Consider the following 23,616-nt stretch of genomic DNA (forward strand, 5'->3'; position numbering starts at 1 on the left):
GCTGCTCCTTGGGTCGGGGCCGATGTGGTCATCGGGCAGGGCTGTGGGTGGTCGAGGCGTAGAAGGTGCTGGCGGTGGCGGGGCGGGACGCGGTGATCGCCGCCGTCGCCCACGTCTGGGTCTGGAGCGTCGATGTCTTCACGGTTCCCACTGTGCGCCCGCCGGAACCACCGAGGGAGCGCGGGGCTATCAGGGGTACTGGCAACCCCTCCCTCCCGGCGCAGGGTCCCCGTACCCTGGCGAGGTGGCTGCGAAGAACGACATCCGGGAGTTCCTCATCACCCGTCGATCACGCATCACCCCCGAGCAGGCAGGGCTCAGCGCCTACGGCCGACGGCGGCGCGTGAGCGGACTCCGCCGAGAGGAGGTCGCTCTCCTCGCCGGGATCAGCGTCGAGTACTACATCCAGATCGAACGAGGTGCGGTCCGAGGCGTCTCCGAGGCCGTCCTCGACGCCATCGCCCGGGCCCTCCATCTCGACGACACCGAGCGCGACCACCTCATCGACCTCGTCCGCGCCGTGAAGTCGCGACCCGCTCACCGACGCACGGCTCCTGAACGGGTTCGCCCTGGGGTGCAGCGGGTGCTGGACACGATGACCGAAGCTGCTGCGTTCGTCCGCAACGACCGCCTCGACATCCTGACCGCCAACGGGCTCGGCTACGCCCTCTACTCCGACGCCTTCGTCGACACGGCTCGGCCCGTGAACCTGGCCCGGTTCGTGTTCCTGAACCCCCGGTCACGCGACTTCTACCTCGACTGGGACCGCATCGCCCTCGACGCCGTCGGCAGCTTGCGCGCCGCCGCCGGCCGCGATGCCTACGACCGAGACCTGTCCGACCTCGTCGGTGAGCTGTCGACCCGCAGCGACGAGTTCCGCGCCCGGTGGTCCTCCCACGACGTCCGCGCCTACCGATCCGGGACCCAGCCGTTCCACCACCCGCTCGTCGGCGACCTCACCCTGTCCTACGAGGCCCTCACCCTCCCCGCCGACCCCGGCCAGACGATCATCGCCTACACCGCCGACCCCGGATCACCCGCCCAGCAGGCCCTCGGAGCCCTGGCCCGGCGAGCCGGCGCCCCATCCCCCTCAGGAGCCCCATGAGCCCCGATCCCACCAAGGTGTGGTTCATCACCGGCGCCAGCCGTGGGATGGGCGAGGCCTTCACCACCGCCGCGCTCGCCGCAGGCCACGCGGTCGTCGCCACCGGCCGCAACCCCACCGCCATCGAGACCGCCCATGCCCAGACCGACCGCCTGCTCGCTGTCCGCCTCGATGTCACCGACGTCGACGAGGCCACCGCTGCGGTGGATGCGGCGATGGAACGGTTCGGCCGCATCGACATCCTCATCAACAACGCCGGGAGCTCCTTCAAGGGGTTCTTCGAGGAGATGTCCCCCGCCCAGGTCGACGCCCAGCTGGCCACCAACCTCGTCGGCCCCATGAACGTGACCCGAGCCGTCCTCCCGGTCATGCGCGCCCAGGGCTCCGGACACCTCATCGCGATCTCGTCCGGTGCCGGCCTCGTCGGCTTCCCGTACTCGTCGGTCTACGCCGCGTCGAAGTTCGGGCTCGAGGGATGGATGGGAGCCCTGCGCCATGAGGTCGAGCCGTTCGGCATCCACGTCACCATCGTCAATCCGGGCTGGTTCCGAACCGGTCTCGCCAGCCCCGAATCGCTCATCTGGCCCGACGTCACCGTCGCCGACTACGCCGAGCGCAGCGCCGCCCAGAAGCAGTGGTGGCAGGCCCAAGACGGCCAACAGTCCGGAGACCCGGTCAAGCTTGCCGCGGCACTGATCGCCCTCACCGACGCGCACCCTCCACCGACCCGGTTCGTCGCCGGTGAGGACGCGCTCGCGCTGGCCGAGCGGAAGATCGCCGACCTCCAAGCCGACATCGACGCCTACCGCGAGCTGTCCGCCTCGCTGTCGGTCGACCAGCCCCTGGAGCGCTGAAGCCGCTTCCGGCCAGCGCCGGACCCCTCCTCCCCCACTGACCCGACCGGAGACCCGGCCGGAAAGGACCCACCATGAAGCACATCCACCTCGGGAGCCTCGACGTCGGCCGCATCGGCCTCGGCGCCATGGGCATGTCCACCGCCTACAGCGGAGCGGGCACCGACGACGCCGAGTCCATCCGCACCATCCACCGCGCCCTCGACCTCGGCGTCACCCTCGTCGACACCGCCGAGATCTACGGCCCCTTCACCAACGAGAGCCTCGTCGGCGAAGCCATCAAGGACCGACGCGACCAGGTCGTCCTCGCCACGAAGTTCGGGCTCGTCTCCCACGCCGGCGGCGGCCCCTGGAACCTCGACAGCAGCGCAGCCAACGTCCGCACCGCCGTCGAAGGCTCCCTCCAGCGCCTCGGCACCGACCACATCGACCTCTGCTACCAGCACCGCGTCGACCCGAACACCCCCATCGAGGAGACCATCGGAGCGCTCGCCGAGCTGGTGGCCGAGGGCAAGGTCCTCCACATCGGGCTGTCCGAAGCCGGACCCGACACCATCCGCCGCGCCCACGCCGTCCACCCCATCACCGCCCTGCAATCCGAGTACTCGCTGTGGACCCGGGACCCCGAGCCCAAGGTCCTGCCCGTGCTGCGCGAGCTCGGCATCGGCCTCGTCGCCTACTCGCCCCTCGGCCGCGGGTTCCTCACCGGGGCCATCCGCAGCACCGACGACTTCGACGAGACCGACGGTCGGAGGAACAACCCCCGCTTCACCGGCGAGAACTTCGAGCAGAACCTCCGCGCCGTCGCCGAGGTCGAGGCCATCGCTGCCGAGGTCGGCGCCACGCCGGCCCAGGTCGCCCTCGCGTGGGTGCTGAGCCAGGGCGACGACATCGCTCCCATCCCCGGGACCAAGCGCGTCAGCCGTGTCGAGGAGAACACCGGCGCCGACCGCATCGAGCTCACCGCCGACCAGATCGACCAGCTCACCAACGTCTCCCCCGCCGCCGGCGACCACCACAACGAGCAGCAGATGCGGCTGATCGAGCGCTGACCCCGCCGCTGGGGGACCGCAGTCGCCGCCTCAGCAGGAGCCGTGCGGGGACCATGCCGCCGGGCCCAGCCCGGTGCGGGAGGATGGTCGTCCGACCTTCGGGCGGACCGCACTGCAGGGGAGACCAGCCGTGGCCAAGCGCACACCGACGTCGTACCTGATCCTGGGCCTGCTGACGGCCCGGGACTGGACCGCCTATGAGCTCGCCGACCAGCTCGACAAGGGCATCGACTCGCTCTGGTCCCGTGTCAGCCGGCAGTACTACAACGTCCCCAAGCGCCTGGTCGAGGACGGGCTGGCGTCGGCTCGCAGCGAGGTCATCGCCCCGGCCAGGAAGGGAGCGAAGCGCGGTCGCGAGCGCACGCTGTACTCGATCACCGATGCCGGCCGGCAGGCCCTGACCGAGTGGCACACCACGCCGTGCGGTCCGCCCATGCTCCAGTTCGAGGGCATGGTCAGGATGATGTTCGCCGACGGCGCGACGATCGAGGACTTCCACGCCAACCTCCGCACCATGGCCGAGCAGGCGAGCGCCTCACGGGCGATGTTCGTCGGCCACGCACAGGCGCTGCTCGACGACCCGGACACGATCTACCCCGAGCGCCGGCACCTGTTCGCCATGGCCAACGTGTTCTGCGTCGACCACTTCGCCACCATCGAGCAGTTCGCCACCTGGGCGCTGCAGCACACGAAGGACTGGCCCGACCCGATGATCCCCGCCCGCACGCACGGCGCGCAGACCGACCAGACGCTCGAGCTGGCGATCCGCAAAGGTCGTCAGCGCGCCGATCGCACCCTCGCGTAGTGCCGGGCGGAGCGGCACGAGCCCGCTCCGGACGACCTCGACCTGGCCCGCTCGGCCGAGGTCGCCCCCGCCCCCCACCCTCGCGACCCGGCCATCATCGACTGAGCCGCGCCGGCGGCCCTCAGGAGATCATCGGCTTCTCTGCGCCCATGTCGCCGTAGCTCGGGGTTCCGGCGGTCTCGTAGGCGACCTGCACCACGCCGTTGGGGAACGACGCCGACTCGACCAGCCGCAGGGAGCTGGGCGCGGTCCCGTCGGCGAACACCCGCTTCCCGCTTCCCAGCAGGATCGGGTAGAGCCACAGCTCCAACCGGTCGACGAGGCCGTGGCGCAGCAGCGACTGCACGAGGTCGAGGCTGCCGATGACGTGGATCTCCTCGTGGCGCTCCTTGAGGGCGTTGACGCCGTCGACGATCGGGTCGCTGACGACGGTCGAGCCCTTCCAGTCCAGCGGGCCGGTGAGGGTGCGGCTGGCCACGTACTTGGGGACCCCGTTGAGCAGGCCGGTGAACGGGATCTCCTCGGGAGCACCGGGCCAGTAGCCGGCGAAGATCTCGTAGGTCCGCCGCCCGATGAGCAGGGCATCCATGCTCCTCGCCTGCTCGAAGACGGCAGCGCCGCCCTCCGGGTTCATCAGGGGCGCCTGCCACCCGCCCTGGGTGAACCCGCCGGATGTGTCCTCCTCAGGCCCTCCGGGGGCTTGCGCCACCCCATCGAGGGTCACGAACTCGGTCACGATGAGCTTGCCCATGGTGTCTTCCTCCTGCACGGTGGGGACCGCCCGATGCGATCCTCTGCCATGACCACGAACGGGATCGCCCGGATCGACATGATCGCGGCGAGCTCCTCCGCGAACCAGGAGATCTGCTCCCGGCCCCTCAGCCGCCGCTCGTCAGCACGACGGTGTTGCTCGGCACCAGCTCGATCCGGATCCGCTGGTTCTCCAGCCCCGCAGCGATGAGGTCCTGCTTCAGCGCGGCGGTGTCCGGCTCGGGGAGGGGCCCCGCCGCACGGATGACGGTCCCGGCGGGCTCGGTGCTCACCGAGATGATCTCCCAGCCCTGCCCGTCAGCCCAGCTCGCCGCCACCTTCGACACCGTCGACTCCCTGGTCCGGTTCGTGTTGATGCGGGCCGACGCAAGACCCAGGGGGATGGCGATGGCGACCAGGGCGACGGCGATCACGACCGCAGCCCGCACGCGGTGCACGCGCCGCCGCTCGTCCGCCGGGGCGACGGCCAGGCGGTGGACCCGGAACACGGCCATCACCACGAGCCCGCTGGCCAAGATGGCGCTCACGTTGGCGACGAACAGCACCAGCGCCCCGAGCGACTCCCGCGCGACGCCGGACTCGAGCGTGAGGCCGACCACGGCCAGCGGTGGGACGAGCGAGATGGCGATCGCCACGCCGGGGAGGGTGTCGGAGATGTCGTCACGGGCCAGGGCGATCGAGCCGACCGCGCCCGTCGCCAGCGCCGCGACCAGCTCGATGAGCGTGGGCGCCACCCGCGAGGCGACCTGCGGGTTGGTCGCCGCCGTCACCGGCGCCTCGACGCACAGCCCGACGAGGTACCCGATCGCCACGACCGCCGCCGCCCCCAGGACCACCAGCCCGAGGCACCGCAGCAGGTTGTCGCGGTCGCCGAGGACGACCGCGACCACCACGCCGAGGATCGGGACCATCAGCGGGGCGACGATCATCGCTCCGATCACGGTGGCCGTGGAGTTCGAGACGACACCGGCCGAGGCGATCACCCCGGCCAGCACGAGCAGCATCCAGAAGCGGCTCAGACGCCGGCTGACGTCATCCCCTTCGAAGAACAGCTGGTCGCGCATCCGGACCATGTCGGCTTCGTTCGCGCTGGGCATGGGGCTGGCTCCTTCGCGGGGTCGATCTGCTGGCTAGAGGGCCGGAGCGAGCGACGCCCGGGCCTCCGGCAGGCGCTCGGCGCGCACCTCCTCGGGCACGATGGGATCGGGCATCGGCCCAGGGTAGAGGGGGCGCCGAGCCCGAGGCGGCCCGCATAGGGTGACCCGATGACCGGCGCCACACCCCCGAACCCGGTCGTGGACTTCCCAGCGTTCGCCGTCTCGTGCGGCGAGGAGGGCTCCGACCCGCTGGTGCTCCACGAGGGGCGCACGGTCCGCGTCGACGAGTACCGGGCGAGCGGGCACCTCGAGCACCTCGACCGAGACCTCGCCGACGTGGCTGCGCTCGGCGTGCAGGTGTGGCGCTACGGCATGCCGTGGCGCCTGGCCGAGCCCGCACCCGGCGTCTACGACTGGGCGCTGTGGGACCGAGCCCTCGACGCCTGCCGTCGGCACGATCTCATCCCCGTGATCGATCTCTGCCACTTCGGGCTCCCCGACCACTACGGCGGGTTCTGCGAGCCCGACTGGGTCGAGGGCTTCGGTCGGTACGTCGACGCCTTCCTCGCCCGCTACCCCGAGCCGGTGTGGTTCACGCCGGTCAACGAGCCGGGCATCACCGCCCTGTTCTCGGCGCGCCTGGGCATGTGGAACGACCGGAGGGCCACCGAGGACGACTACTTCGTTGCGCTCGCCAACATCGTCACCGCCAACCTCGAGGCGCTGCGCCGCATCCGCGCCGATCGCGACGGCTGGTGGATCGGCTCGGAGGGGTTCGGCTGCGAGCTCGCCGACCCGGCCGACGAGGGCGGCATCCGGGCCGCCACCGATGCCCGCGACCTCCAGCAGCTCGTCTGGGACCTCCACCTCGGCGTCGCCCCTCGGGGCGTCGGCGCCCGGTTCACCGACGTGGCCACCGAGGCGGTCCAGGAACGGATCACCGGCCTGGTGGGTGTCGTCCCGGCCGATCGGATCATCGCCGGCCACGACATCTACCCGGTCAGCGTGGCGCCGCACGGCACGATGGCGGCTCGGCCGCTCTCGATCGGCGACCGCGTCGCCGCGTACGAGGCCGAGGCCACGGCCTGGTTCGACCGCTACCGGGTCCCGTTCTGGGTGTCGGAGACCTCCAACCTCGGCCTGCCTGTGGAGCAGGGCACCGAGTGGCTCGAGGCGCTGACCGCGTCGCTAGCGACCATGACGCGCCGCGGGCTGCCGGTCCGGGGGATCTGCTGGTACAGCCGCGGCGACCAGTTCGACTGGGACACCGCCCTCACCGTGCCCATCGGCACCGTGACCGAGGTCGGGCTGTTCGATGCCGACCGGCGCGCCCGTCCCGTCGCGCAGGCCTACGCGGCGTTGGCGGCGCGAGGGCGGGCGTGATCCACGTCCGGCCGCGCACCCCGGACGACCTGCCGGTGCTGGGCGAGGTGCTCGCGGCGCAGGCGGTCGAGTCGGCGTACCCGATCCGGTGGCCGTGGTCGGGGCCGATCGAGGAGTTCATCGTCCGGCGCGGGGAGGAGCAGGCCTGGACGGCGGTGCTCGCCGACGAGCCCGACCGCCCGGTCGGCCACGTATCGGTCGTAGGCGTGGTCGATGACGTCGACGACGGCATCGCGAGCGGCTGGATGGCGGCCACCGGCGCCCCCTGCGAGCAGCTGGCCTGCATCTCGGTCCTGTTCGTCGACCGCACGCTCCGCGGCGAGGGGATCGGCGCCGCGCTCCTCGACACCGCCACCGCGTGGATCCAGGGCGAGGGGCGGATCCCCGTCCTCGACGTCGTCTCGTTCCACGAAGACGTGATCGACCTCTACCGGCGCCGGGGCTGGAGCGAGGTCGGCGTGGCCGAACCGCCCTGGCTCCCCGAGGCCACGCTGGTCCTCATGGTCCTGCAAACCGCAGGAGAGCCGGCCACCCCTCCCGGTACGATGGAGCCATGACCCGCACGAGTCAGGCCGCCCGCTGGCTGGCCGCGGTGGGTCTGGTCGTCGTCTCGGTCATCGGCATCACCGCCGCCGCCCAGCACGCCGACACCGGCCACCGCGACGGTGCCGCGGTGCTCACGCCCCGCTCGGCGTCGCCGGCCGCCGCGGTCGTCCACCGCGGCGCCCACGTCCGGCCCGCGCCGCTGTGGTGGGTCAGCGCGTTCGCGGCGCTGCTCGTGATCCTGGTCGCCCGCCGTGTGGATGCGGCGGAGGGCACGGTCGTCCGGGCCCGGACCTCGTGGTCCGGCCGATACGACCGCGGGCCGCCCGCGGGGCTCGCGCACCCGTAGCCCCGTTCACCGCGCGCCTGCCACCAGGCGCGCCCTTCCACAAGGACGCGCCCCATGGCCTCCACCTCCTCTCCCCTCCTGCCCCTGCCCGGGATCGGGCACCGCCTCGACCTCACCGACGACGATGGTGACCCGGTCACCGTCGTCCGCCGCCGCGACGGCACCGTCGAGATCCACCACCGCCCGGGCGCCATCACGGTGCTCGCCCCCACCGACGCCCGGGCGCTCGGCGCCTTGGCATCGGGCCACTTCTCCATGCCGCCCGAGCTGATCGAGCGCACGGCCGACGTGCAGGGCGGCATCGCGTTCGACTGGGCCACCATCCCCCACGGTGCGTGGGTCGTCGGCCTCACCATCGACCAGGTGGCCGTGCGGAAGCGGACGGGCACCACCATCGTCGCTGTCCTCCGCGGTTCGGTCCCCATCGTCGACCCCGGTCCAGGGCAGGTGCTCGAAGCCGGCGACGACCTGGTCATCGTGGGCCGGCCCGGCGAGCGCGCCGCGTTCGAGCGGTTCCTCGTGGAGGGCTCCTGATGGGACGAGAGCTGCCTCTCGCTCGCCGCCGCCATCGGTGCCGCCCGCCTCAACAACCTCGATGGGGGCTCACGGGTGCCGGTGGTGATCCTGCCGGTGGTGGTGGCGGCCGAAGGGAGCCGTCGGTCGGATCGGCCCTCCTTCCGCGTGCGCGGGAGGACCGGCGGACTGGCGCGCCATCCACTGCGACAGGGGCCGACCGCTGAGGCCGTGCGCCAGCACGCTCAACAGGACCGTGAGCGAGATGACGGCCAGGATCGTCTGCACCCCGGGATCGGCGGTGGGCAGCTCCTCGACGATGAGCAGGCCGAACACGACCGACGCCAGGCCGCGCGGTCCGAACCAGCCGATGAACAGGGTCGCCGGCCGACCCGTACCCGACCCGATCATGCTGATCGCCACCGGCACCATCCGCACCACCGTCAGGCTCAGCACGGCGTACACGGCGATGCGCCAGTCGACGAGCTTGAGCTCGTCGACCACCAGCGCAGCGCCGAACACGAACCACACGGCGAGCGACAGGACCCGACCCAGCAGCTCCGGGAGCTCGGTCGCCTCCGCGTCATCGACCCCCGATGCCGCCCGGAACGCCATGCCCGCCACGAACGCGGCCACGAAGTAGTTCACATCGAGCTCGCGGGAGACCCCGAACGACAGCGCCGCCAGCATCAGCACCGCCACCTGACGACCCCCGGGGACGATCCAGCCCCTGGCCCGCGCCGCCACGATGACCCGGCCACCCCCGAAGCCGATGGCCGCACCGATCGCGGCGCCGCCCACGATGTCGACCACCGCGGCCGTCCCAGCGGCCGACGCGGTGTCGTGCAGCGCACCCGCCCCGATCGCGACCGCTGCGCTCGCGATGAACGTGGTCACCGCGGGCGTGGCGATCCCGTCGTTGAGCCCGCTCTCGACGTTGATCGCCCGCCGGATGCCCTGCGGGAGCGACTCGTCGGACACGATCGCGGCGCTCAGCGCCGCATCGGTCGGCGCCAGGACGGCGCCGAGCAGCGCGGCCAGCTCCCACGGCAGGTCGGTGAACACCACCGCCGCCAGGGCGAACCCGAGTGCGAACGTCAACGGGAGCCCGATGGCGAGCAGGCGGATCGGCAGCCCGCTGCTGCGCCTCAGGTCGTCGAGGTTCACCCGGGACGCGTCGGCGAACAGCACCAGCACCAGCGTGACCTCGGCGACGACGTGCATCGTGGTCGTCCCCACCGAGATGTCGACCGTCCGCAGCGGGCCGTTGCCGAGCACCATGCCCGCGAGCACGAACACGATCGGGCCGGTGACGTCGAGGCGCTCGACCCGGCCGGCCACCACCGACCAGAAGAACACCAGGGCGCCCACCGCGACGAGCAGGCCGACGTTCACGCGCCGACCGTAGCCGTGCCCACGTCAGGCCTTGCGGACCAGCTCCACCGTGACCTCGAGCTCCTGATCGGCTCGGCCCGCGTAGATGCCCCGGAACGGGGCGACGTCGTGGTAGTCGCGACCGGCCGCCACCCGGATGTGGCGCTCGGCCACCGGGTTCAAGCTGGTGGGGTCGAGCGGCCAGACGGTGCCGGTGAACGCCGCCACCCAGGCGTGGCTCTCGCCCACGATCACATCGTCGATCTCGGCCTTGGGATCGGGGTGCAGGTAGCCCGACACGTACCACGAGGGGATCCCCATGGCCCGCAGCAGCGCCAGGTTCACGTGGGCGAAGTCCTGGCACACGCCGGATCCGGCCGCCAGCACCTCGGGCGACGTGGTCTGCACGCCGGTGCTCCCCCGCCGGTACTCGAGCCGGTCGTTGACCCAGGCCGCTGCACCCTCGGCGGCGGCCGCCGGGGTGTCGTGGGCGGCGGCCAGCTCGGCGGCCACCGACGCGATCTCGTCATCCCACGTGACCGCCTGGGTGGGGATCAGCAGCTCCTCGAACTGATCGGTGATCGACGGGTCGCGCAGCTCCTCCCATGTGGCCTCGCCCGGCTGGGCCAGCTCCGTGCCGGTCTCCACCGTGGCCCGGCCGACCACGGTGAGTCCCTGGTGCGGCACCTGCACGTCGAAGTGGTGGACCACGGAGCCCCAGTAGTCGACGTGGCGGACCACCCGGGTGGACGGATCGACCTCGACCCGGCTGGCCAGCACGGCCTGGTGCCGGTCGCTGCGCGGCTCGAGCCGCGCCTCGTTGTACGACTGGGCGACCGGCGCCGAGTACGTGTACTTGGTGGTGTGGGTGACCTGCAGCCGCCACGTCATGCCGGGCGGTCCACGTTCCACTCGATGAAGCTGGCGCGCTGGAAGTAGCGCTGGGTGACCAGCTCGCTGGCGTAGGCGCAGGCGGCCTGGAGGCGGACCACGGTGTCGTGGAGGTCGGCGGCGAGGACCGCCGGATCGGTGTAGGTGAGCTCGCTGCGGATCCGCCCCACCTCGCGGGCGGCGGCGCTGATCTGCGGCTGGGCCTGGCGGCGGCCGCTCGGGCCGGTGGCCCCCTCCACCTGCTCGAGGCACTGCTCGGCCTGGGCGAGCGCGTAGTTGACCGACCGGGGGAAGTCGGGATCGAGCAGCAAGATGCTGAGCGCCTTGGCCTGGTCGATGTCGCCCCCGTAGGTCCGCAGGAAGGCGTCGTTGGCCCCGCACGAGACCAGCACGCCGCTCCAGCGCGACGCGTCGGCCGAGGGCGGCACCGCCCCCAAGAGTCGGGCGGTCATGTCGACGCGCTCGAGGCAGCGGCCGATGGTCAGGAACCGCCAGCCGTCGTCGTGGAGCAGCACCGTGTCGGTGAGCCCGCCGACCAGCGCGACCCGGTCCCGGACCCACTGGAACAGGAGGTGGGGGCCGAGCGTGCGGGCGGCGCGGACGTGGTTGTCGAGCTCGTGGTAGGTGCGGTTCAGCGCCTCCCACACCTCGGTGGCCAGGATCTCGCGCAGGCCACGGGCGTTCTCACGAGCGAGGCGCAACGACCCGACGACCGAGCTGGGGTTGTCGGCGTCGTAGGCCAGCATCTCGGTGGCCTGCCACAGGTCGATGGGCCCGTCGCTCTCGTCGTCGATCCGGGCCAGCTCCGAGGGATCGAGGCCCATGGCGGCGAGCAGCGACGCACCGACGCGCTCGTCGTTCACCTGGACCACCATCCGGTGGACGTAGACGTCGAGCAGGCGGGCGGTGTCGTCGGCCCGCTCGAGGTAGCGGCCCATCCAGTACAGCGCTTCGGCGATGCGGCTCAGCATGGGATCTCGACCTCGTCGTCGGCGTCGGCCCGCTCGGGGGCCTGCTGCTGCTGCAGCTGCTGCTGGTGGTGGCGCTCGTGGTCGTCGGCCGGGCCGAACTGCAGCGGCACCGGGACCGACGGCCGGGCAGCCACCGGGACGGGGACGCCCATGTCGAGGCCGTAGTTCGTGTGCTCGTCGGCGAGCACCCACGTGTCCTTGGAGCCACCGCCCTGGCTGGAGTTCACGACGAGGCTGTTCTCGGGCAGGGCCACCCGGGTGAGGCCGCCGGGCAGCACCCACACCTTCTCGCCGTCGTTGACCGCGAACGGCCGCAGGTCGAGGTGGCGGGGCCGCAGCCGGCCGTCGATGAGGGTGGGACCGGTGGACAGCGAGACCACCGGCTGGGCGATGTAGCCGCGGGGATCGCCGATGATGTTCTGGCGGCAGTCCTCGAGCTCCTCGTCGGACGCATCGGGCCCGAACACCAGGCCGTAGCCGCCCGAGGCGTCGACCGGCTTCACCACCATCTGGTCGAGGCGGTCGAGCACGAACTCCCGCACGTCGTCCTCGCCCAGGCGGTAGGTCTCGACGTTGCGGAGCAGGGGCGGCTCGCCGAGGTAGTACTCGATGAAATCGGGCACGTAGCTGTAGATCAGCTTGTCGTCGGCCACGCCATTGCCCACCGCGTTGGCGATGGTGAGGTTGCCGGCGCGCGCCGAGTGCACCAGACCGGCGCAGCCCAGCACGGAGTCGGGGCGGAACTGGACCGGGTCGAGGAACTCGTCGTCGATGCGGCGGTAGATAACGTCGACGCGCTCGTCGCCCGTGGTGGTGCGCACGTAGGTGACGTCGTCGCGGCACACCAGATCTCGGCCCTCGACGAGATCCACGCCCATGAGCCGGGCCAGCAGGGCGTGCTCGAAGTAGGCGGAGTTGTGGACGCCGGGCGTGAGCACGACGATCCGCGGATCGGCGGCGCGCACCGGGGCCGTGGACCGCAGGCCCCGCAGCAGGTGCCGGGGGTAGTCGTCGACCGGGGCGACCGAGTGGGTGCCGAACAGGTCGGGGAACACCCGGGCCATCACCCGCCGGTTCTCCATGACGTACGACACGCCCGACGGGCTGCGCAGGTTGTCCTCGAGCACGCGGAACTCGCCGTGGTCGTCGCGGATGACGTCGACGCCCGAGACGTGGATGCGCACGCCGCCGGCGGGCTCGATGCCGTGGACCTGGCGGTGGAAGTGCGGTGACGAGTGGACCAGCTTGCGGGGCACCACCTTGTCGGCGAACGCCTCGCCCGGGCCGTAGACGTCGGCCAGGAAGGCTTCGAGGGCCCGCACCCGCTGGCGGATCCCGGCCTCGAGGCGCCGCCACTCGTCGGCGGACAGCACGCGGGGCACGAGGTCGAGCGGGAAGGGACGCTCCTGGCCCGACAGGGCGAACGTGACGCCGCGATCGCGGTAGGCGCGGCTGAGGCCGTCGGCCCGGACCGCCAGGTCAGCGGTGGACTGCGGCTCGAGCGTGTCGTGCACGCCCTTGTAGGTGTCGCGCACCCGACCGAAGCGGTCGAACATCTCGTCGTAGGTGCGACGGATCGACCCGGCGTCGTAGTCGTCGAAGAGGTCGCTCACGCCGGGGAGCCTCGCCGCAGCCGATTTCCCGCTCGTGTGGACATGATGAACGGTACGTGAACCGGAGGCCGGTCGTCACGGGAACCGCTGATCAACCCGCGACGGCCTCCATGCGCACGTCACGGGCCATGCGGCGGATGGTGAGCGCACCGAAGATGGCGATCCAGGCGACGACCCCCCAGACGACGTAGTGCGGCAGCTCACCGGCGGACCGCAGCACGTAGGCGTAGGGCGCCAGGAACGAGAACAGGACCATGCCGATCCACGGCAAGGCGTGGCGCAGCGGGCGGGAGTCGTCGCGGAGGATCTTCACGCCCATCGCCTGGCCGACGCCGTAGAACGGTGCGGTGCCGACGTCGAGCACCAGGAACCACCAGGGGTTGATGCCGTGCTCGGCCAGCATCGGCCACACGATGACGGCCCGCGCCAGGCACAGGACGACCACGGTGAGCGTCCACATCTGACCCAGCGTGCCGAGGCTCCGGAGCTCGTTGAGCAGACCAGGGCATTCTTCGCCATCGTCGATCACGATGGCATCACTGCTGTCGGACACTCGGTCTCCAAGGTGGAAGCGAAGGCCCGACGCTACTCCGGCCACTGCCAAAGGTATCGGCACCCCCAGCCCCGACTTGAATCGTCGTTCGGGCGAGGTGCAGACCTTCAGCCCGAGCGGTGGCGCTCCCGATCGAGCCAGCCGAGGAGGATCGCCACGGCACGAGGATCGTGGCGCAGGTCGTGCGCCGCGCCGGTGATGATCCTCAGCTCCGCATCACCGTGGCTGTCGCCGAGCACCCGCGCATCGAAGACCGGTACCGATTCGTCATCGGATCCGTGGAGCACGAGGAGCGGGCGGGGCGCCACCTCCGACGCGTCGTCGGCGGGCTTGATGTCGTGGAGGCCCCGGGCCCAGACGTCGGTGTTCGGCGGGTAGTCGTCGTGGTGGATGGCCCCGATGTCGCGGGCGTGCTGCACCAGGCGGCGGGGGTGGTTGGCCCAGTCCTTGAAGTCGGCCGGCGCGCCGAGCGCGGCCACGCCCTTGACCTCAGGCCGGCGTGCGGCCGCCGCGATGCACAGAGCGCCACCGGTGCCGAAGCCGGCGAGCCACACGCCGCGCGTGTCGCCCATGGCGTGCAGGTGGTCGGCCACCGAGAGCACGTCCTGCAGCCAGCCGTCGAGCGAGAAGTCGCCGCTCGACCGGCCGCAACCCCGGAACGCGAACGTCAGGACGCGCCAGCCCTCGTTGGCGATGCGGTCGGCGAGCTCGGGGTACGACCGGTTGGTGTCGGCCGCGCCGAGCGCGGTGGACGGATAGCCGTGGCACAGCACCAAGGTGGGTGGACCCGCATCGGCGACCGGCGGGTTGGCGAGGTAGCAGGCCAACCGGGCGGCACCGGAGAGGATCTCCAGTTCCACCCGCTACTCGTCGGCGGCAGCGACCGCTGACGCGTGGGGCTTGTAGCCCCGGTTGCGCGCCTCGGTGAGCGTGTCGGGCCCGAAGGCCAGGTAGGTGCCGGCGTCCATGAGCTCGTCGATGATCTCGGCCGGCGCCGTGTCGAGGTCGTAGACCACCTGGCTGCGCTTGTCGCCGACGTACTGGAAGTGTTCGAACTTGGTGGGACGGGACATGGCGCCCACGGTACGCGACCAGGTCGGACGACGGGAACCGTGGCTCAGGTGGGAGCGTCGGCCTCGGGACCGATGGCGCCGATGGCCTCGAGGTAGGCCATGCGGGCGTCGAGGACGGCCACCACGTCCTCGTCGGCCAGGTCTCGGCCCGACGAGTCGGCGAGCGCCAGGATCCGCGCCACGGCGGCATCTTCGTCGACCACCTCGATCTCGTCGAGGGCGTCGACGGAGTCGTCATCGTCGTCGACCGGCTCCTCGTCGGCCGTGGCCTCCTCGAGCAGGTCGGCATCGGCCATCAGCACCCAGCGGACGTCCTCGTGCGAGATCCGGGCCTGGGTCTCGGCCGGCAGCCGGTCGGCGATGAACTCCACCGCCTCGGTCATGTCGAACACGGCCGGGCGGGCCGATGCCGCCAGCCGAGCGGTCTCGCGACCGAGCACCACCAGCCCGATCACGATGATGATCACCAAGCCCAACAGGGCGAACAGCCACAGCACCCGGGCAGGGTACCGCTGGGCTAGTTGGCGGGCGCCACCGCGGGGTCGTCGAAGCCCACGCCGAGCGCCCGGCGCTTGAGCGCGTAGTCGACGATGCTCGAGTAGATGAGCATCACCGCGGTGCCGTAGGTGGGGCTGGTGGCCCACTTGCGGGTGAGGTCGCCCCAGGTCTGGCAGCAGCCGGCCGGGCCGTGCAGCCGCTTGTCGACGAGCGGGTTGGCGTAGTGCGGCTTCTTGACCGCGTAGCTCTTGAGCAGCTGGATCTGCGCCCGGACGCCGATCCGCGGCGAGGGGAAGATGAACCCGAGCGGCACGTTGTCGTAGTGGCCGATGCCCGAGAAGTTGTTGGCCATCACGCTGTCGGTGTTGGTGAAGCCGCCGGTCTCGAGCACCGCCTGGGCGAACGCGATGTCGCCGCGGATGCCCTCGGCCCTGCCGTCCGCGATGAACCAGGCGGCGTAGTCGGTGATCGGGGTGGTCACCCGGGGCTTGTAGTGGCTCTGCTCGAACCAGCCGGCCAGGTCTTCGGCGGACAGGCGGGGCAGGCCGATCAGCGGCACGCCCTCGGGCACGAGGGTCGAGGGCTGGAGGGCGGCGGTGCGCAGCACCTTGTCGGCGGCCTGCGACGCGGCCAGCGCCTCGAGGTTGTCCTGCTCGGCCGCAGCGCGGCGGCGGGTGAGCTCCGACGCGATGCCGAGCAGCTCGACCGCCTTCTGCTCGGCGGCGACCACGATCACCCGGACCGCCTTGACCTTGGCCCGGGCCTTGTCGAGGCGCTCGTGGGCCTGCTCGGTGACCTGCTTCTGCCGGTCGAGGACCTGGCCGAACATGATCTGCCGGCCCGCCGCCGGATCGGTGGTGTCGCCCTCGATGAACGCCCGGTACTGGTCGACATCGACGTCGCCGCCGGTGACGTAGGCCCGCACGGTGAGGTCGGAGAGCCGGTCGCGCTCGCCCGACAGCTTCTTGATGGCGGCGGTGCGGACCTTGACCGCCGCCGCCTCCTTGGCCTTCGCCAGCTGGAGCTGCTGGGCGGCCACGAGGGCCTTGCCGTTGGCGTCGTTGGAGCGGGCGGTGACGTCCATGCGGGCCAGGGCGGTGGCGTCGAGGTGCTCCTTGGCATCGACGACGGCCTGGAACGGATCGTCGGGCGAGGCCGGGGGCGGCGGGTCGGTGGGCGCCAGCGCCAGGGTCTCGTCGAGGGCCGCCTTGGCGTCGAGCAGCTCGGCCGCGGTCTTCGGAGCATCGATGTCGACGGGTGCCGTCGTGGTGGTGGGTGCGTCCTGGGCTGCCGCCGGTCCGCCCACGAGGCCGAGCACGATCGCCGCCGACGCGACCACGACCCACGCCCGCCGGGACGCGGCGCGCGAGGGGGCGGAGCGGAAGGCGTCGCGGTGCATTGCTTCAGCTATCGGCACGATGGAGCACTTCATGAAGACGAGGGAACGGCCATGGGTGGCTCGGCAAGGTTACGGGTTCGTGACGTGCGGCACTCGACACCTCCGGTTCGTTCACCCAAAACGGCGGACGGGGTGCGCCCACGGCCACCTTCCGGCCATGGACGCACCCCGCCGTGCGGAGCGTGTGCGGATCAGATCCCGATGCGCTGCGCCAGCAGCTCGCGGTGGTAGGTGGGGTCACCGAAGAGCAGCTCGGACGACTTGGCCCGCTTGAAGTACAGGTGCGCCGGGTGCTCCCAGGTGAAGCCGATGCCACCGTGGATCTGGATGTTCTCGGCCGCAGCGTGGAAGTACGCCTCCGAGCAGTACGCCTTGGCCAGCGAGGCGACCGAGGGCAGCTCGTCGTTGAGCTCCGAGGCGGCCCAGCCGGCGTAGTAGGCGGCGGACTTGGCCGACTCGACCTCGAGCAGCATGTCGGCGCACTTGTGCTTGATGGCCTGGAACGAGCCGATCGGGCGACCGAACTGCACCCGGTCCTTGGCGTACTGGACGGCCATGTCGAGGCACGCCTGGGCCCCGCCGACCTGCTCGGCCGCGAGCGCCACGGCGGCGAGGTCGAGGACCTGCTCGAGGACGGTCCAGCCGGCACCGTCGGTGCCGATGAGGCGGCCGGTGGCGTCGTTGAGCTCGACCTTGGCCTGCTTGCGGGTCTGGTCCATGGTGGACAGCGCGGTGCGGGTCACGCCGGCGCCTTCGCCGTCGACAGCGAAGATGCTCACGCCGGCGTCGGTGCGGGCGGCGACGAGCAGCAGCGAGGCGGTGTGGCCGTCGAGCACGTACATCTTGGTGCCGTTGAGCTTCCAGGTGTCGCCGTCCTGGGTGGCCGTGGCCGTGATCCCGGCCTCGTCCCAGCGACCGTTCTCCTCGGTGAACGCGAGGGTGGCGATGGTCTCGCCGGTGGCGATGCCCGGGAGGAGGTCGGCCTTGGCCTGGTCGTCACCCGAGTGGATGAGGGTGTTGGCGGCGAGCACGACGGAGGAGAAGAAGGGGGCGCACAGCAGCGAGCGGCCCATCTCCTCGAGGATGACGACGAGCTCGATGTAGCCGTAGCCCGAGCCACCGAACTCCTCGGGGATGACCAGGCCCTGCAGGCCGAGCTGCTCGCCCATCTGCTGCCACACGGCGGCGTCGTAGCCGGCCTCGGTGTCCATCTGCTCGCGGACGGCGGACTCGGGCGACTTGGCCTCGAGGAACTGGCGGACGGTCTTGCGGAGCTCTTCCTGCTCCTCGTTGAACGCGAAGTTCACGGTTTCCCCTTGGGTGGAAGGTGATCTGGTCACGTGACTCTGGTGCACGGGCCGCGGTCCGCGCTCGCCGCAGTGCGTACACACGCGTACACTCCGTGCGATGGACGACGGCTTGGGCATCCGGGAGCTCCGCGGCCGGCTCACCTCGCTGGTCCGCCGGGCCGGCTCGGGCGAGCGGATCGTCATCACCATCGCCGGGCGGCCCGTCGCCCAGCTCGGCCCCGTGGAGCCGGAGGGCACCCAGGTGACCATCGACGACCTCGTCGCGCGGGGGCTCGTCGAGCCGGCGCGGCGCGGCGATCGCCCTGGCGACCCGGGCACCCGCGTCGACAACTGGACGGGCGGCCGCCTCGACCGGGCCCTGCGCGAGGTGCGCGGCGCATGACCATCGCCCTCGACACGTCGGCCCTCATCGGCCGCTACCTCTCGGGTCCCCACCGCGCCGTGGTGCTGGAGGCCATGGCCGCCGACCCCGTGTGGTGCGCCTCGGCGCTGGCCCAGGCCGAGGCGCTCGGCATGGTGGACCGGGTGTGCGACGTCGCCACCGACGGCGACCGGGTCCGGCGGGCCCTGCGCGACGACTGGGAGCGGATCCACGTCGTGCCCGTCGACCAGCGCTGCCTCGACCGGGCGGCCGAGCTCACCCGGGAGCAGCCGCTGCGCACCGTCGATGCGCTGCACCTGGCCGCCGCCGACCGGCTGCCGCGGCCCACCACCTTCCTCACGTTCGATCCCCGGCAGATCCCGGTGGCGCTCGCCATGGGGCTCGACGTCATCTCCTCGTGACCGGTCCGCCTTCCACGAACTCCTCAACCTGGTTGCAAGGCATGCCGATGGATGTCGTGCAACCTGACATTGCAGACCCCTGCCCCGACCACCGGTCGGGGCAGTGGCTTGTCCTGGCACACTTACCGCATGGACACCGACACGCTCATCTGGTCGGACACCGACGCCGAGATCCACATGGTCGTCGTCGGCTCGTTCGAGAACAACGTCTACGTGCTGCGCTGCCGCCAGACCGGTGAGGCCGTGCTCCTCGATGCCGCCAACGAGCACGAGCGGCTGCTCGAGCTGTGCCAGGCCCTCAACGTCGGCCAGGTGCTCGAGACCCACGGCCACTGGGACCACATCCAGGCGGTCCCGCAGCTGCGCGACGCCGGCTACTCGGTGCACGTCACCGCCGCCGATGCGGCCATGCTCCCGAGCTACGACGAGATCCTCGACGACCGGTCCGTGATCGAGGTGGGCCGGCTGCGGCTCGAGACCATCCTGACCCCCGGCCACACCCCCGGATCGATGTGCTTCAAGATCACCGGCAAGCCCGTGCTGTTCAGCGGCGACACGCTCTTCCCGGGCGGGCCCGGCAACACCAAGTTCGAGGGCGGCGACTTCCCCACCATCATCCGCTCGATCGAGGACCGGCTGTTCTCCCCGTTCGCCGCCGACACGCTGGTCCTGCCCGGCCACGGCGACAGCACCACGCTCGGCGCCGAGTCACCCAGCCTCCAGGAGTGGGTCGACCGCGGCTGGTGACCGTCGCTCGCAAGGGCGCCGCGCCGCCGGGCGTGTGTCACATCGGGACACCCACGGACACCCGTCCGGGCGGACACTGACCTCATCAGACAGGGGCGTGCGCACCCCGCGCACGAGTCGATGAGGAGACAGCATGACCACGTACGCCAACCCCGGTTCCGACGGGGCCGTCGTCAGCTACCAGGACCGCTACGGCCACTACATCGGTGGCGAGTGGGTCGACCCCGCCAAGGGCCAGTGGTTCGAGAACCCGTCGCCGGTGAACGGCGAGACCTTCACCGAGGTGGCTCGCGGCACCGCCGACGACGTGGAGAAGGCGCTCGACGCCGCCCACGCCGCCGCACCCGCCTGGGGCCGCACCTCGCCGGCCGAGCGGGCCAACATCTTGAACAAGATCGCCGACCGCATGGAGCAGAACCTCGAGGTCCTGGCCGTGGCGGAGAGCTGGGACAACGGCAAGCCCGTCCGCGAGTGCCTCGCCGCCGACATCCCCCTCGCCATCGACCACTTCCGGTACTTCGCCGGGGCGATCCGGGGCCAGGAGGGCTCCATCGCCACGATCGACGACGACACGATGGCGTACCACTTCCACGAGCCCCTGGGCGTCGTGGCCCAGATCATCCCGTGGAACTTCCCGATCCTGATGGCCGTGTGGAAGCTGGCCCCGGCGCTGGCGGCGGGCAACGCCGTCGTGCTCAAGCCGGCCGAGCAGACCCCCGCCTCGATCAACGTCTTCCTCGACCTCGTCGGCGACCTCCTCCCTGCCGGCGTGCTCAACGTGGTGCAGGGCTTCGGCACCGAGGCCGGCAAGCCGCTGGCGTCGAGCAGCCGGGTGGCCAAGGTGGCCTTCACCGGTGAGACCACCACCGGCCGGCTGATCATGCAGTACGCCAGCCAGAACCTGATCCCCGTCACCCTGGAGCTCGGCGGCAAGAGCCCGAACCTCTTCTTCGCCGACGTGGCCGCCGAGGACGACGACTTCTACGACAAGGCGCTCGAGGGCTTCACCATGTTCGCCCTCAACCAGGGCGAGGTCTGCACCTGCCCGAGCCGGGCGCTCATCGACGCCAAGATCTACGACAAGTTCCTGGGCGACGCCTTGGCCCGCACCAAGGCCGTCGTCCAGGGCAACCCGCTCGACATGGACACGATGATCGGCGCCCAGGCGAGCAACGACCAGCTCGAGAAGATCATGAGCTACATCGACATCGGCACCAAGGAAGGCGCCACCATCCTCACCGGCGGCCAGCGCTCCGACCTCGGCGGGTCGCTCAGCGGCGGCTACTACGTCGAGCCCACGGTGTTCGAGGGCAACAACAAGATGCGGATCTTCCAGGAGGAGATCTTCGGGCCCGTCGTCGCCGTCACGAAGTTCGACGGGTACGACGACGCCATCGAGATCGCCAACGACACGCTCTACGGGCTGGGCGCCGGCCTGTGGACCCGGGACGTCAACACCCAGTACCGCGCCGGTCGGGCCATCCAGGCCGGCCGGGTGTGGTGCAACAGCTACCACCTGTACCCCGCCCACGCCGCCTTCGGCGGCTACAAGCAGTCGGGCATCGGACGTGAGAACCACAAGATGATGCTCGATCACTACCAGCAGACCAAGAACCTGCTGGTCTCCTACGCCCCCCAGAAGCTCGGCTTCTTCTAACCCTCCCTCCCCGGAAGAAGGATCGACCCATGGCTGCAGCTCCCACCCCTGCGGACCGGGTCGTCGAGCGGGTGGCGTTCACGGAGGAGGCGGCGGACCTGGTCCGCCGCCTCACCGTGATCCACGGCCCCGTGATGTTCCACCAGTCCGGTGGCTGCTGCGACGGTTCCTCGCCCATGTGCTACCCGGAGGGCGACTTCTTGGTCGGCTCCGGCGACGTCCGCCTCGGCGAGGTCGCCATCGACGGGCTCGACCAGCCGGTCGGGTTCTGGATGAGCCAGTCGCAGTTCGAGTACTGGCAGCACACCCACCTCACCATCGACGTGGTGCCCGGTCGAGGCGGCGGGTTCTCGCTCGAGACGCCCGAGGGCATGCGCTTCTTGACCCGGTCCCGGCTCTTCACCGACGAGGAGCACCCCCACCGCGCCCCCGTCGTGCACGGCGACCAGATCTGACCGTCGCTACCAGGCGCGGCGGTCGAGCTGGAGGCCGTACGCCTCGAGCTTGCGGTAGAGGGTGGAGCGGGAGATGCCGAGGGCCTGGGCGGCCACCACCTTGTTGCCGTCGGCGTCGCTGAGCGCCTCGGCGATGGCCTCGCACTCGTGCTGCTCCATGGCGGTGAGGTGCGGGCGGTGCGTCGCGGCGCGCACCTCGGGCGGGAGGTCGTCGAGCGTGATCGTGCCGGACCGCCGGGAGACGGCCACGCGGTGGAGCATCGCCTCGAGCTGGCGGAGGTTGCCGGGCAGGTCGACGCGGCCCAGCGCCTGGACCACCTCGGGCGCCACCCGGACCGCGCCGGTGGGCACCAACCGTCCCATCATCGACCGGACCAGGGCCGGCAGCTCCTCGGACCGCTCCCCCAGCCCGGGGACCTTGGTGAGGTGGCCGAAGCGATCGACCAAGGCCTGGGTGGCGTCGCCGGTGGCCACCACGCGCGCCGTGGCCGGCGCCGCATCGAGGATGGCGGCGAGACCCGACGCGGCATCGGCGGCGAGGACGTCGACGTGGCGGATGATCACCACGCCGCCGCCCGCCAGCGCGGCGTCGACGGCCGTGAGCCACTGGCGGGCGCCGTCGACCACGGCTCGCCCGGCGTCGAACACGATCGTGCCCGCATCGCCGACGGCCATCTGGGCGACCGTGAACTTGCCCGACCCGGCGGGGCCGCGCAGCAAAGTCTGCTCGCCCGCGTCTACGGCCGCTCGGACCTCGGCCACCAACCGGGCCGTGGTGGAGGACTCGGTCGAGGGCGCCACCGATGCCGCCGGCGCCGTCCGGCGCGGCTTGGGGCCCGAGCGATCACCACGGGCCTCGGTGAGGCGGACCACCGCACCGACCGGCCGGTCGCCCAGCTCGACGACCTCGAACGAGGCGCGCACCACGGCCCCGCCGGTGAGGCGGAGCTCTCGGACCGGGGCTGACCGCGACGACACCGCGTCGGCCCCGATCTCCCACAGCGGCGCGTGGTCGGCGCCATCGAGGAGGCGGGCCGCGGCCGGGTTGGTGAGGACGAACGAGTCGCTCAGCGAGACGATGGCGTCCGAGCCGCGCTGCGAGGCCCGCAGGAACGCGGCCAGCAGGGCCCGCTCCCCCGCCGTCGCCTGGGCCTCGAGCATGGCCCGGACCCCGGCGACGGCCTCGGCCACCAGCGGAGTCATCCACGGACCGGCGTCCTCGTTGAAGCAGGTGAGGTCGAGCACGCCCTCCAGCCGACCGGTGACCGGGTGCTCGATCGGCACGCCCACGCACGTGAGCGACCGCAGCGCTTCGTTGAAGTGCTCGTCGCCGACGACCCGGACCGCGCGCCGCTCCTCGGCCGCGGTCCCCATGCCGTTGGTGCCGACCACGTCCTCGGCGTACGAGTAGCCGGGCACGATCCCCAGCCCGTCGAGCTGGTCGTGGAGGCGCGACGAGCCGGCGCGGCGGTCCAAGATCCCGGCGCGAGCGTCGGTGAGCACCACGGTGGTGCGGGTCTCGGCGAGCGTGTCGCTCAGCCGGTCGAGGACGGGGGCGGCCAGGGTGGCGAGGCGGCCGAGCGGATCGGCGCCGGGCGCGGCCGGGGGCGCCAGATGATCGCCCTCGACGCCCGATCGCGACGACCGGGCCCAGGACGCGGCGATCTCCGGGCGGGGCGACGGTGCCGCTGCGGATCCCCTGCGTGTGCCCACACGAGCCCCCTCGGCCGGTGACGTGACGACGATCACAAGGCTACGGCGGGTTCGGTCCGGGTGCGCCGGCGTGTCCCAGAACAGGACAGGCCGACACAGCCGCCGCG

The 23,616-nt window shown here is 71.6% G+C and carries 26 protein-coding genes; 13 read left to right on the plus strand and 13 right to left on the minus strand.

Translation table 11 applies throughout. The features are described from left to right. Nucleotides 1-244 precede the first annotated feature (244 nt). The 4 genes from ACPPVX_RS03265 (at nucleotide 245) to ACPPVX_RS03280 (ending at nucleotide 3,816) form a co-directional block, all read left to right on the plus strand. A complete protein-coding gene (locus ACPPVX_RS03265) occupies nucleotides 245-1,105 on the plus strand; it encodes a helix-turn-helix domain-containing protein (protein ID WP_426573456.1) in 861 nt (286 codons plus the stop codon). Beyond that, entirely contained in the window at nucleotides 1,102-1,959 is an 858-nt protein-coding gene (locus ACPPVX_RS03270; RefSeq protein WP_426573457.1) for an SDR family NAD(P)-dependent oxidoreductase, read from the plus strand. The genes ACPPVX_RS03265 and ACPPVX_RS03270 overlap by 4 nt, the downstream gene beginning before the upstream one ends. Nucleotides 1,960-2,033: 74 nt before the next feature. Beyond that, nucleotides 2,034-3,011, plus strand: coding sequence for an aldo/keto reductase (locus ACPPVX_RS03275; protein ID WP_426573458.1), 978 nt, complete (start codon nucleotides 2,034-2,036; stop codon nucleotides 3,009-3,011). A 130-nt stretch (nucleotides 3,012-3,141) separates the two neighbouring features. Continuing rightward, nucleotides 3,142-3,816 carry a PadR family transcriptional regulator gene (locus ACPPVX_RS03280; RefSeq protein WP_426573459.1) on the plus strand — a complete coding sequence of 225 codons (675 nt, stop codon included), beginning with the start codon at nucleotides 3,142-3,144 and terminating at the stop codon, nucleotides 3,814-3,816. A gap of 121 nt (nucleotides 3,817-3,937) precedes the next feature. Here ACPPVX_RS03280 and ACPPVX_RS03285 read toward each other — a convergent pair whose 3' ends face one another. Continuing rightward, nucleotides 3,938-4,567: a dihydrofolate reductase family protein gene (locus ACPPVX_RS03285; RefSeq protein WP_426573460.1), complete on the minus strand. Its 630-nt coding sequence runs from the start codon at nucleotides 4,565-4,567 to the stop codon at nucleotides 3,938-3,940. A 127-nt stretch (nucleotides 4,568-4,694) separates the two neighbouring features. Then, nucleotides 4,695-5,684 (minus strand): DUF389 domain-containing protein, encoded by a 990-nt coding sequence (locus ACPPVX_RS03290; RefSeq protein ID WP_426573461.1) that lies wholly within the window; start codon nucleotides 5,682-5,684, stop codon nucleotides 4,695-4,697. A gap of 168 nt (nucleotides 5,685-5,852) precedes the next feature. Here ACPPVX_RS03290 and ACPPVX_RS03295 point away from each other — a divergent pair, with 168 nt between their 5' ends. From ACPPVX_RS03295 to ACPPVX_RS03310, 4 genes are read left to right on the plus strand one after another with little or no spacing between them, the layout of a single operon-like run. Continuing rightward, nucleotides 5,853-7,067, plus strand: a complete 1,215-nt coding sequence (locus tag ACPPVX_RS03295) for a family 1 glycosylhydrolase (RefSeq protein ID WP_426573462.1) — start codon at nucleotides 5,853-5,855, stop codon at nucleotides 7,065-7,067. Continuing rightward, nucleotides 7,064-7,624, plus strand: a complete 561-nt coding sequence (locus ACPPVX_RS03300; protein WP_426573463.1) for a GNAT family N-acetyltransferase — start codon at nucleotides 7,064-7,066, stop codon at nucleotides 7,622-7,624. The genes ACPPVX_RS03295 and ACPPVX_RS03300 overlap by 4 nt, the downstream gene beginning before the upstream one ends. Next, nucleotides 7,621-7,959: a hypothetical protein gene (locus ACPPVX_RS03305; protein WP_426573464.1), complete on the plus strand. Its 339-nt coding sequence runs from the start codon at nucleotides 7,621-7,623 to the stop codon at nucleotides 7,957-7,959. Before ACPPVX_RS03300 ends, ACPPVX_RS03305 begins: the two co-directional genes overlap by 4 nt. Before the next feature lie 54 nt (nucleotides 7,960-8,013). After that, nucleotides 8,014-8,493: a cation:proton antiporter regulatory subunit gene (locus ACPPVX_RS03310; RefSeq protein WP_426573465.1), complete on the plus strand. Its 480-nt coding sequence runs from the start codon at nucleotides 8,014-8,016 to the stop codon at nucleotides 8,491-8,493. 69 nt (nucleotides 8,494-8,562) lie between these two features. On the opposite strand, the gene ACPPVX_RS03315 is transcribed toward ACPPVX_RS03310, so the two are convergent. The 10 genes from ACPPVX_RS03315 to ACPPVX_RS03360 form a co-directional block, all read right to left on the minus strand. Beyond that, nucleotides 8,563-9,867, minus strand: a complete 1,305-nt coding sequence (locus tag ACPPVX_RS03315) for a cation:proton antiporter (RefSeq protein WP_426573466.1) — start codon at nucleotides 9,865-9,867, stop codon at nucleotides 8,563-8,565. Between the two features lie 24 nt (nucleotides 9,868-9,891). Continuing rightward, nucleotides 9,892-10,737 carry a transglutaminase family protein gene (locus ACPPVX_RS03320; protein WP_426573467.1) on the minus strand — a complete coding sequence of 282 codons (846 nt, stop codon included), beginning with the start codon at nucleotides 10,735-10,737 and terminating at the stop codon, nucleotides 9,892-9,894. Then, nucleotides 10,734-11,708, minus strand: a complete 975-nt coding sequence (locus ACPPVX_RS03325; protein WP_426573468.1) for an alpha-E domain-containing protein — start codon at nucleotides 11,706-11,708, stop codon at nucleotides 10,734-10,736. Before ACPPVX_RS03325 ends, ACPPVX_RS03320 begins: the two co-directional genes overlap by 4 nt. Then, nucleotides 11,702-13,321, minus strand: a complete 1,620-nt coding sequence (locus ACPPVX_RS03330) for a circularly permuted type 2 ATP-grasp protein (RefSeq protein WP_426573469.1) — start codon at nucleotides 13,319-13,321, stop codon at nucleotides 11,702-11,704. Before ACPPVX_RS03330 ends, ACPPVX_RS03325 begins: the two co-directional genes overlap by 7 nt. 91 nt (nucleotides 13,322-13,412) lie before the next feature. Then, nucleotides 13,413-13,874, minus strand: a complete 462-nt coding sequence (locus tag ACPPVX_RS03335; RefSeq protein ID WP_426573470.1) for a hypothetical protein — start codon at nucleotides 13,872-13,874, stop codon at nucleotides 13,413-13,415. Between the two features lie 107 nt (nucleotides 13,875-13,981). Next, nucleotides 13,982-14,734: an alpha/beta hydrolase family protein gene (locus ACPPVX_RS03340; RefSeq protein WP_426573471.1), complete on the minus strand. Its 753-nt coding sequence runs from the start codon at nucleotides 14,732-14,734 to the stop codon at nucleotides 13,982-13,984. A gap of 3 nt (nucleotides 14,735-14,737) precedes the next feature. Further along, complete coding sequence (locus tag ACPPVX_RS03345; RefSeq protein ID WP_426573472.1) at nucleotides 14,738-14,947, minus strand: hypothetical protein; 210 nt, start codon at nucleotides 14,945-14,947, stop codon at nucleotides 14,738-14,740. Nucleotides 14,948-14,991: 44 nt separating this feature from the next. Beyond that, complete coding sequence (locus ACPPVX_RS03350; RefSeq protein WP_426573473.1) at nucleotides 14,992-15,444, minus strand: hypothetical protein; 453 nt, start codon at nucleotides 15,442-15,444, stop codon at nucleotides 14,992-14,994. A 20-nt stretch (nucleotides 15,445-15,464) separates the two neighbouring features. After that, nucleotides 15,465-16,877, minus strand: a complete 1,413-nt coding sequence (locus ACPPVX_RS03355) for a glucosaminidase domain-containing protein (RefSeq protein ID WP_426573474.1) — start codon at nucleotides 16,875-16,877, stop codon at nucleotides 15,465-15,467. Nucleotides 16,878-17,035: 158 nt separating this feature from the next. Further along, entirely contained in the window at nucleotides 17,036-18,151 is a 1,116-nt protein-coding gene (locus ACPPVX_RS03360; RefSeq protein ID WP_426573475.1) for an acyl-CoA dehydrogenase family protein, read from the minus strand. Nucleotides 18,152-18,251: 100 nt separating this feature from the next. On the opposite strand from ACPPVX_RS03360, the gene ACPPVX_RS03365 reads away from it, so the two are divergent. From ACPPVX_RS03365 to ACPPVX_RS03385, 5 genes are all read left to right on the plus strand, one after another. Next, nucleotides 18,252-18,536, plus strand: coding sequence for a type II toxin-antitoxin system Phd/YefM family antitoxin (locus tag ACPPVX_RS03365; protein ID WP_426573476.1), 285 nt, complete (start codon nucleotides 18,252-18,254; stop codon nucleotides 18,534-18,536). Further along, nucleotides 18,533-18,937 (plus strand): type II toxin-antitoxin system VapC family toxin, encoded by a 405-nt coding sequence (locus ACPPVX_RS03370; RefSeq protein ID WP_426573477.1) that lies wholly within the window; start codon nucleotides 18,533-18,535, stop codon nucleotides 18,935-18,937. Before ACPPVX_RS03365 ends, ACPPVX_RS03370 begins: the two co-directional genes overlap by 4 nt. A 129-nt stretch (nucleotides 18,938-19,066) precedes the next feature. Further along, complete coding sequence (locus ACPPVX_RS03375) at nucleotides 19,067-19,684, plus strand: MBL fold metallo-hydrolase (protein ID WP_426573478.1); 618 nt, start codon at nucleotides 19,067-19,069, stop codon at nucleotides 19,682-19,684. Between the two features lie 133 nt (nucleotides 19,685-19,817). Then, the gene (gene adh / locus ACPPVX_RS03380; RefSeq protein WP_426573479.1) at nucleotides 19,818-21,341 is read left to right on the plus strand and encodes an aldehyde dehydrogenase; all 1,524 of its coding nucleotides are present in this window, start codon (nucleotides 19,818-19,820) and stop codon (nucleotides 21,339-21,341) included. 29 nt (nucleotides 21,342-21,370) lie between these two features. Then, complete coding sequence (locus tag ACPPVX_RS03385) at nucleotides 21,371-21,796, plus strand: DUF779 domain-containing protein (protein ID WP_426573480.1); 426 nt, start codon at nucleotides 21,371-21,373, stop codon at nucleotides 21,794-21,796. A 6-nt stretch (nucleotides 21,797-21,802) separates the two neighbouring features. Here ACPPVX_RS03385 and ACPPVX_RS03390 read toward each other — a convergent pair whose 3' ends face one another. After that, a complete protein-coding gene (locus ACPPVX_RS03390) occupies nucleotides 21,803-23,509 on the minus strand; it encodes a sigma-54-dependent Fis family transcriptional regulator (protein ID WP_426573481.1) in 1,707 nt (568 codons plus the stop codon). Nucleotides 23,510-23,616: the final 107 nt, after the last annotated feature.

Source organism: Aquihabitans sp. McL0605, from assembly GCF_049993875.1.
Lineage (GTDB): Bacteria > Actinomycetota > Acidimicrobiia > Acidimicrobiales > Iamiaceae > Aquihabitans.

Bases quoted from the DNA above. Each gene is read 5' to 3' on its own strand.
- ACPPVX_RS03305 (WP_426573464.1), top strand. From the start codon at position 7,621: ATGACCCGCACGAGTCAGGCCGCCCGCTGGCTGGCCGCGGTGGGTCTG.
- ACPPVX_RS03285 (WP_426573460.1), bottom strand. From the start codon at position 4,567: ATGGGCAAGCTCATCGTGACCGAGTTCGTGACCCTCGATGGGGTGGCG.
- ACPPVX_RS03320 (WP_426573467.1), bottom strand. From the start codon at position 10,737: ATGACGTGGCGGCTGCAGGTCACCCACACCACCAAGTACACGTACTCG.
- ACPPVX_RS03270 (WP_426573457.1), top strand. From the start codon at position 1,102: ATGAGCCCCGATCCCACCAAGGTGTGGTTCATCACCGGCGCCAGCCGT.
- ACPPVX_RS03375 (WP_426573478.1), top strand. From the start codon at position 19,067: ATGGACACCGACACGCTCATCTGGTCGGACACCGACGCCGAGATCCAC.
- ACPPVX_RS03290 (WP_426573461.1), bottom strand. From the start codon at position 5,684: ATGCCCAGCGCGAACGAAGCCGACATGGTCCGGATGCGCGACCAGCTG.
- ACPPVX_RS03295 (WP_426573462.1), top strand. From the start codon at position 5,853: ATGACCGGCGCCACACCCCCGAACCCGGTCGTGGACTTCCCAGCGTTC.
- ACPPVX_RS03345 (WP_426573472.1), bottom strand. From the start codon at position 14,947: ATGTCCCGTCCCACCAAGTTCGAACACTTCCAGTACGTCGGCGACAAG.
- ACPPVX_RS03385 (WP_426573480.1), top strand. From the start codon at position 21,371: ATGGCTGCAGCTCCCACCCCTGCGGACCGGGTCGTCGAGCGGGTGGCG.
- ACPPVX_RS03355 (WP_426573474.1), bottom strand. From the start codon at position 16,877: ATGAAGTGCTCCATCGTGCCGATAGCTGAAGCAATGCACCGCGACGCC.
- ACPPVX_RS03310 (WP_426573465.1), top strand. From the start codon at position 8,014: ATGGCCTCCACCTCCTCTCCCCTCCTGCCCCTGCCCGGGATCGGGCAC.
- ACPPVX_RS03325 (WP_426573468.1), bottom strand. From the start codon at position 11,708: ATGCTGAGCCGCATCGCCGAAGCGCTGTACTGGATGGGCCGCTACCTC.
- ACPPVX_RS03365 (WP_426573476.1), top strand. From the start codon at position 18,252: ATGGACGACGGCTTGGGCATCCGGGAGCTCCGCGGCCGGCTCACCTCG.
- adh (WP_426573479.1), top strand. From the start codon at position 19,818: ATGACCACGTACGCCAACCCCGGTTCCGACGGGGCCGTCGTCAGCTAC.
- ACPPVX_RS03275 (WP_426573458.1), top strand. From the start codon at position 2,034: ATGAAGCACATCCACCTCGGGAGCCTCGACGTCGGCCGCATCGGCCTC.
- ACPPVX_RS03370 (WP_426573477.1), top strand. From the start codon at position 18,533: ATGACCATCGCCCTCGACACGTCGGCCCTCATCGGCCGCTACCTCTCG.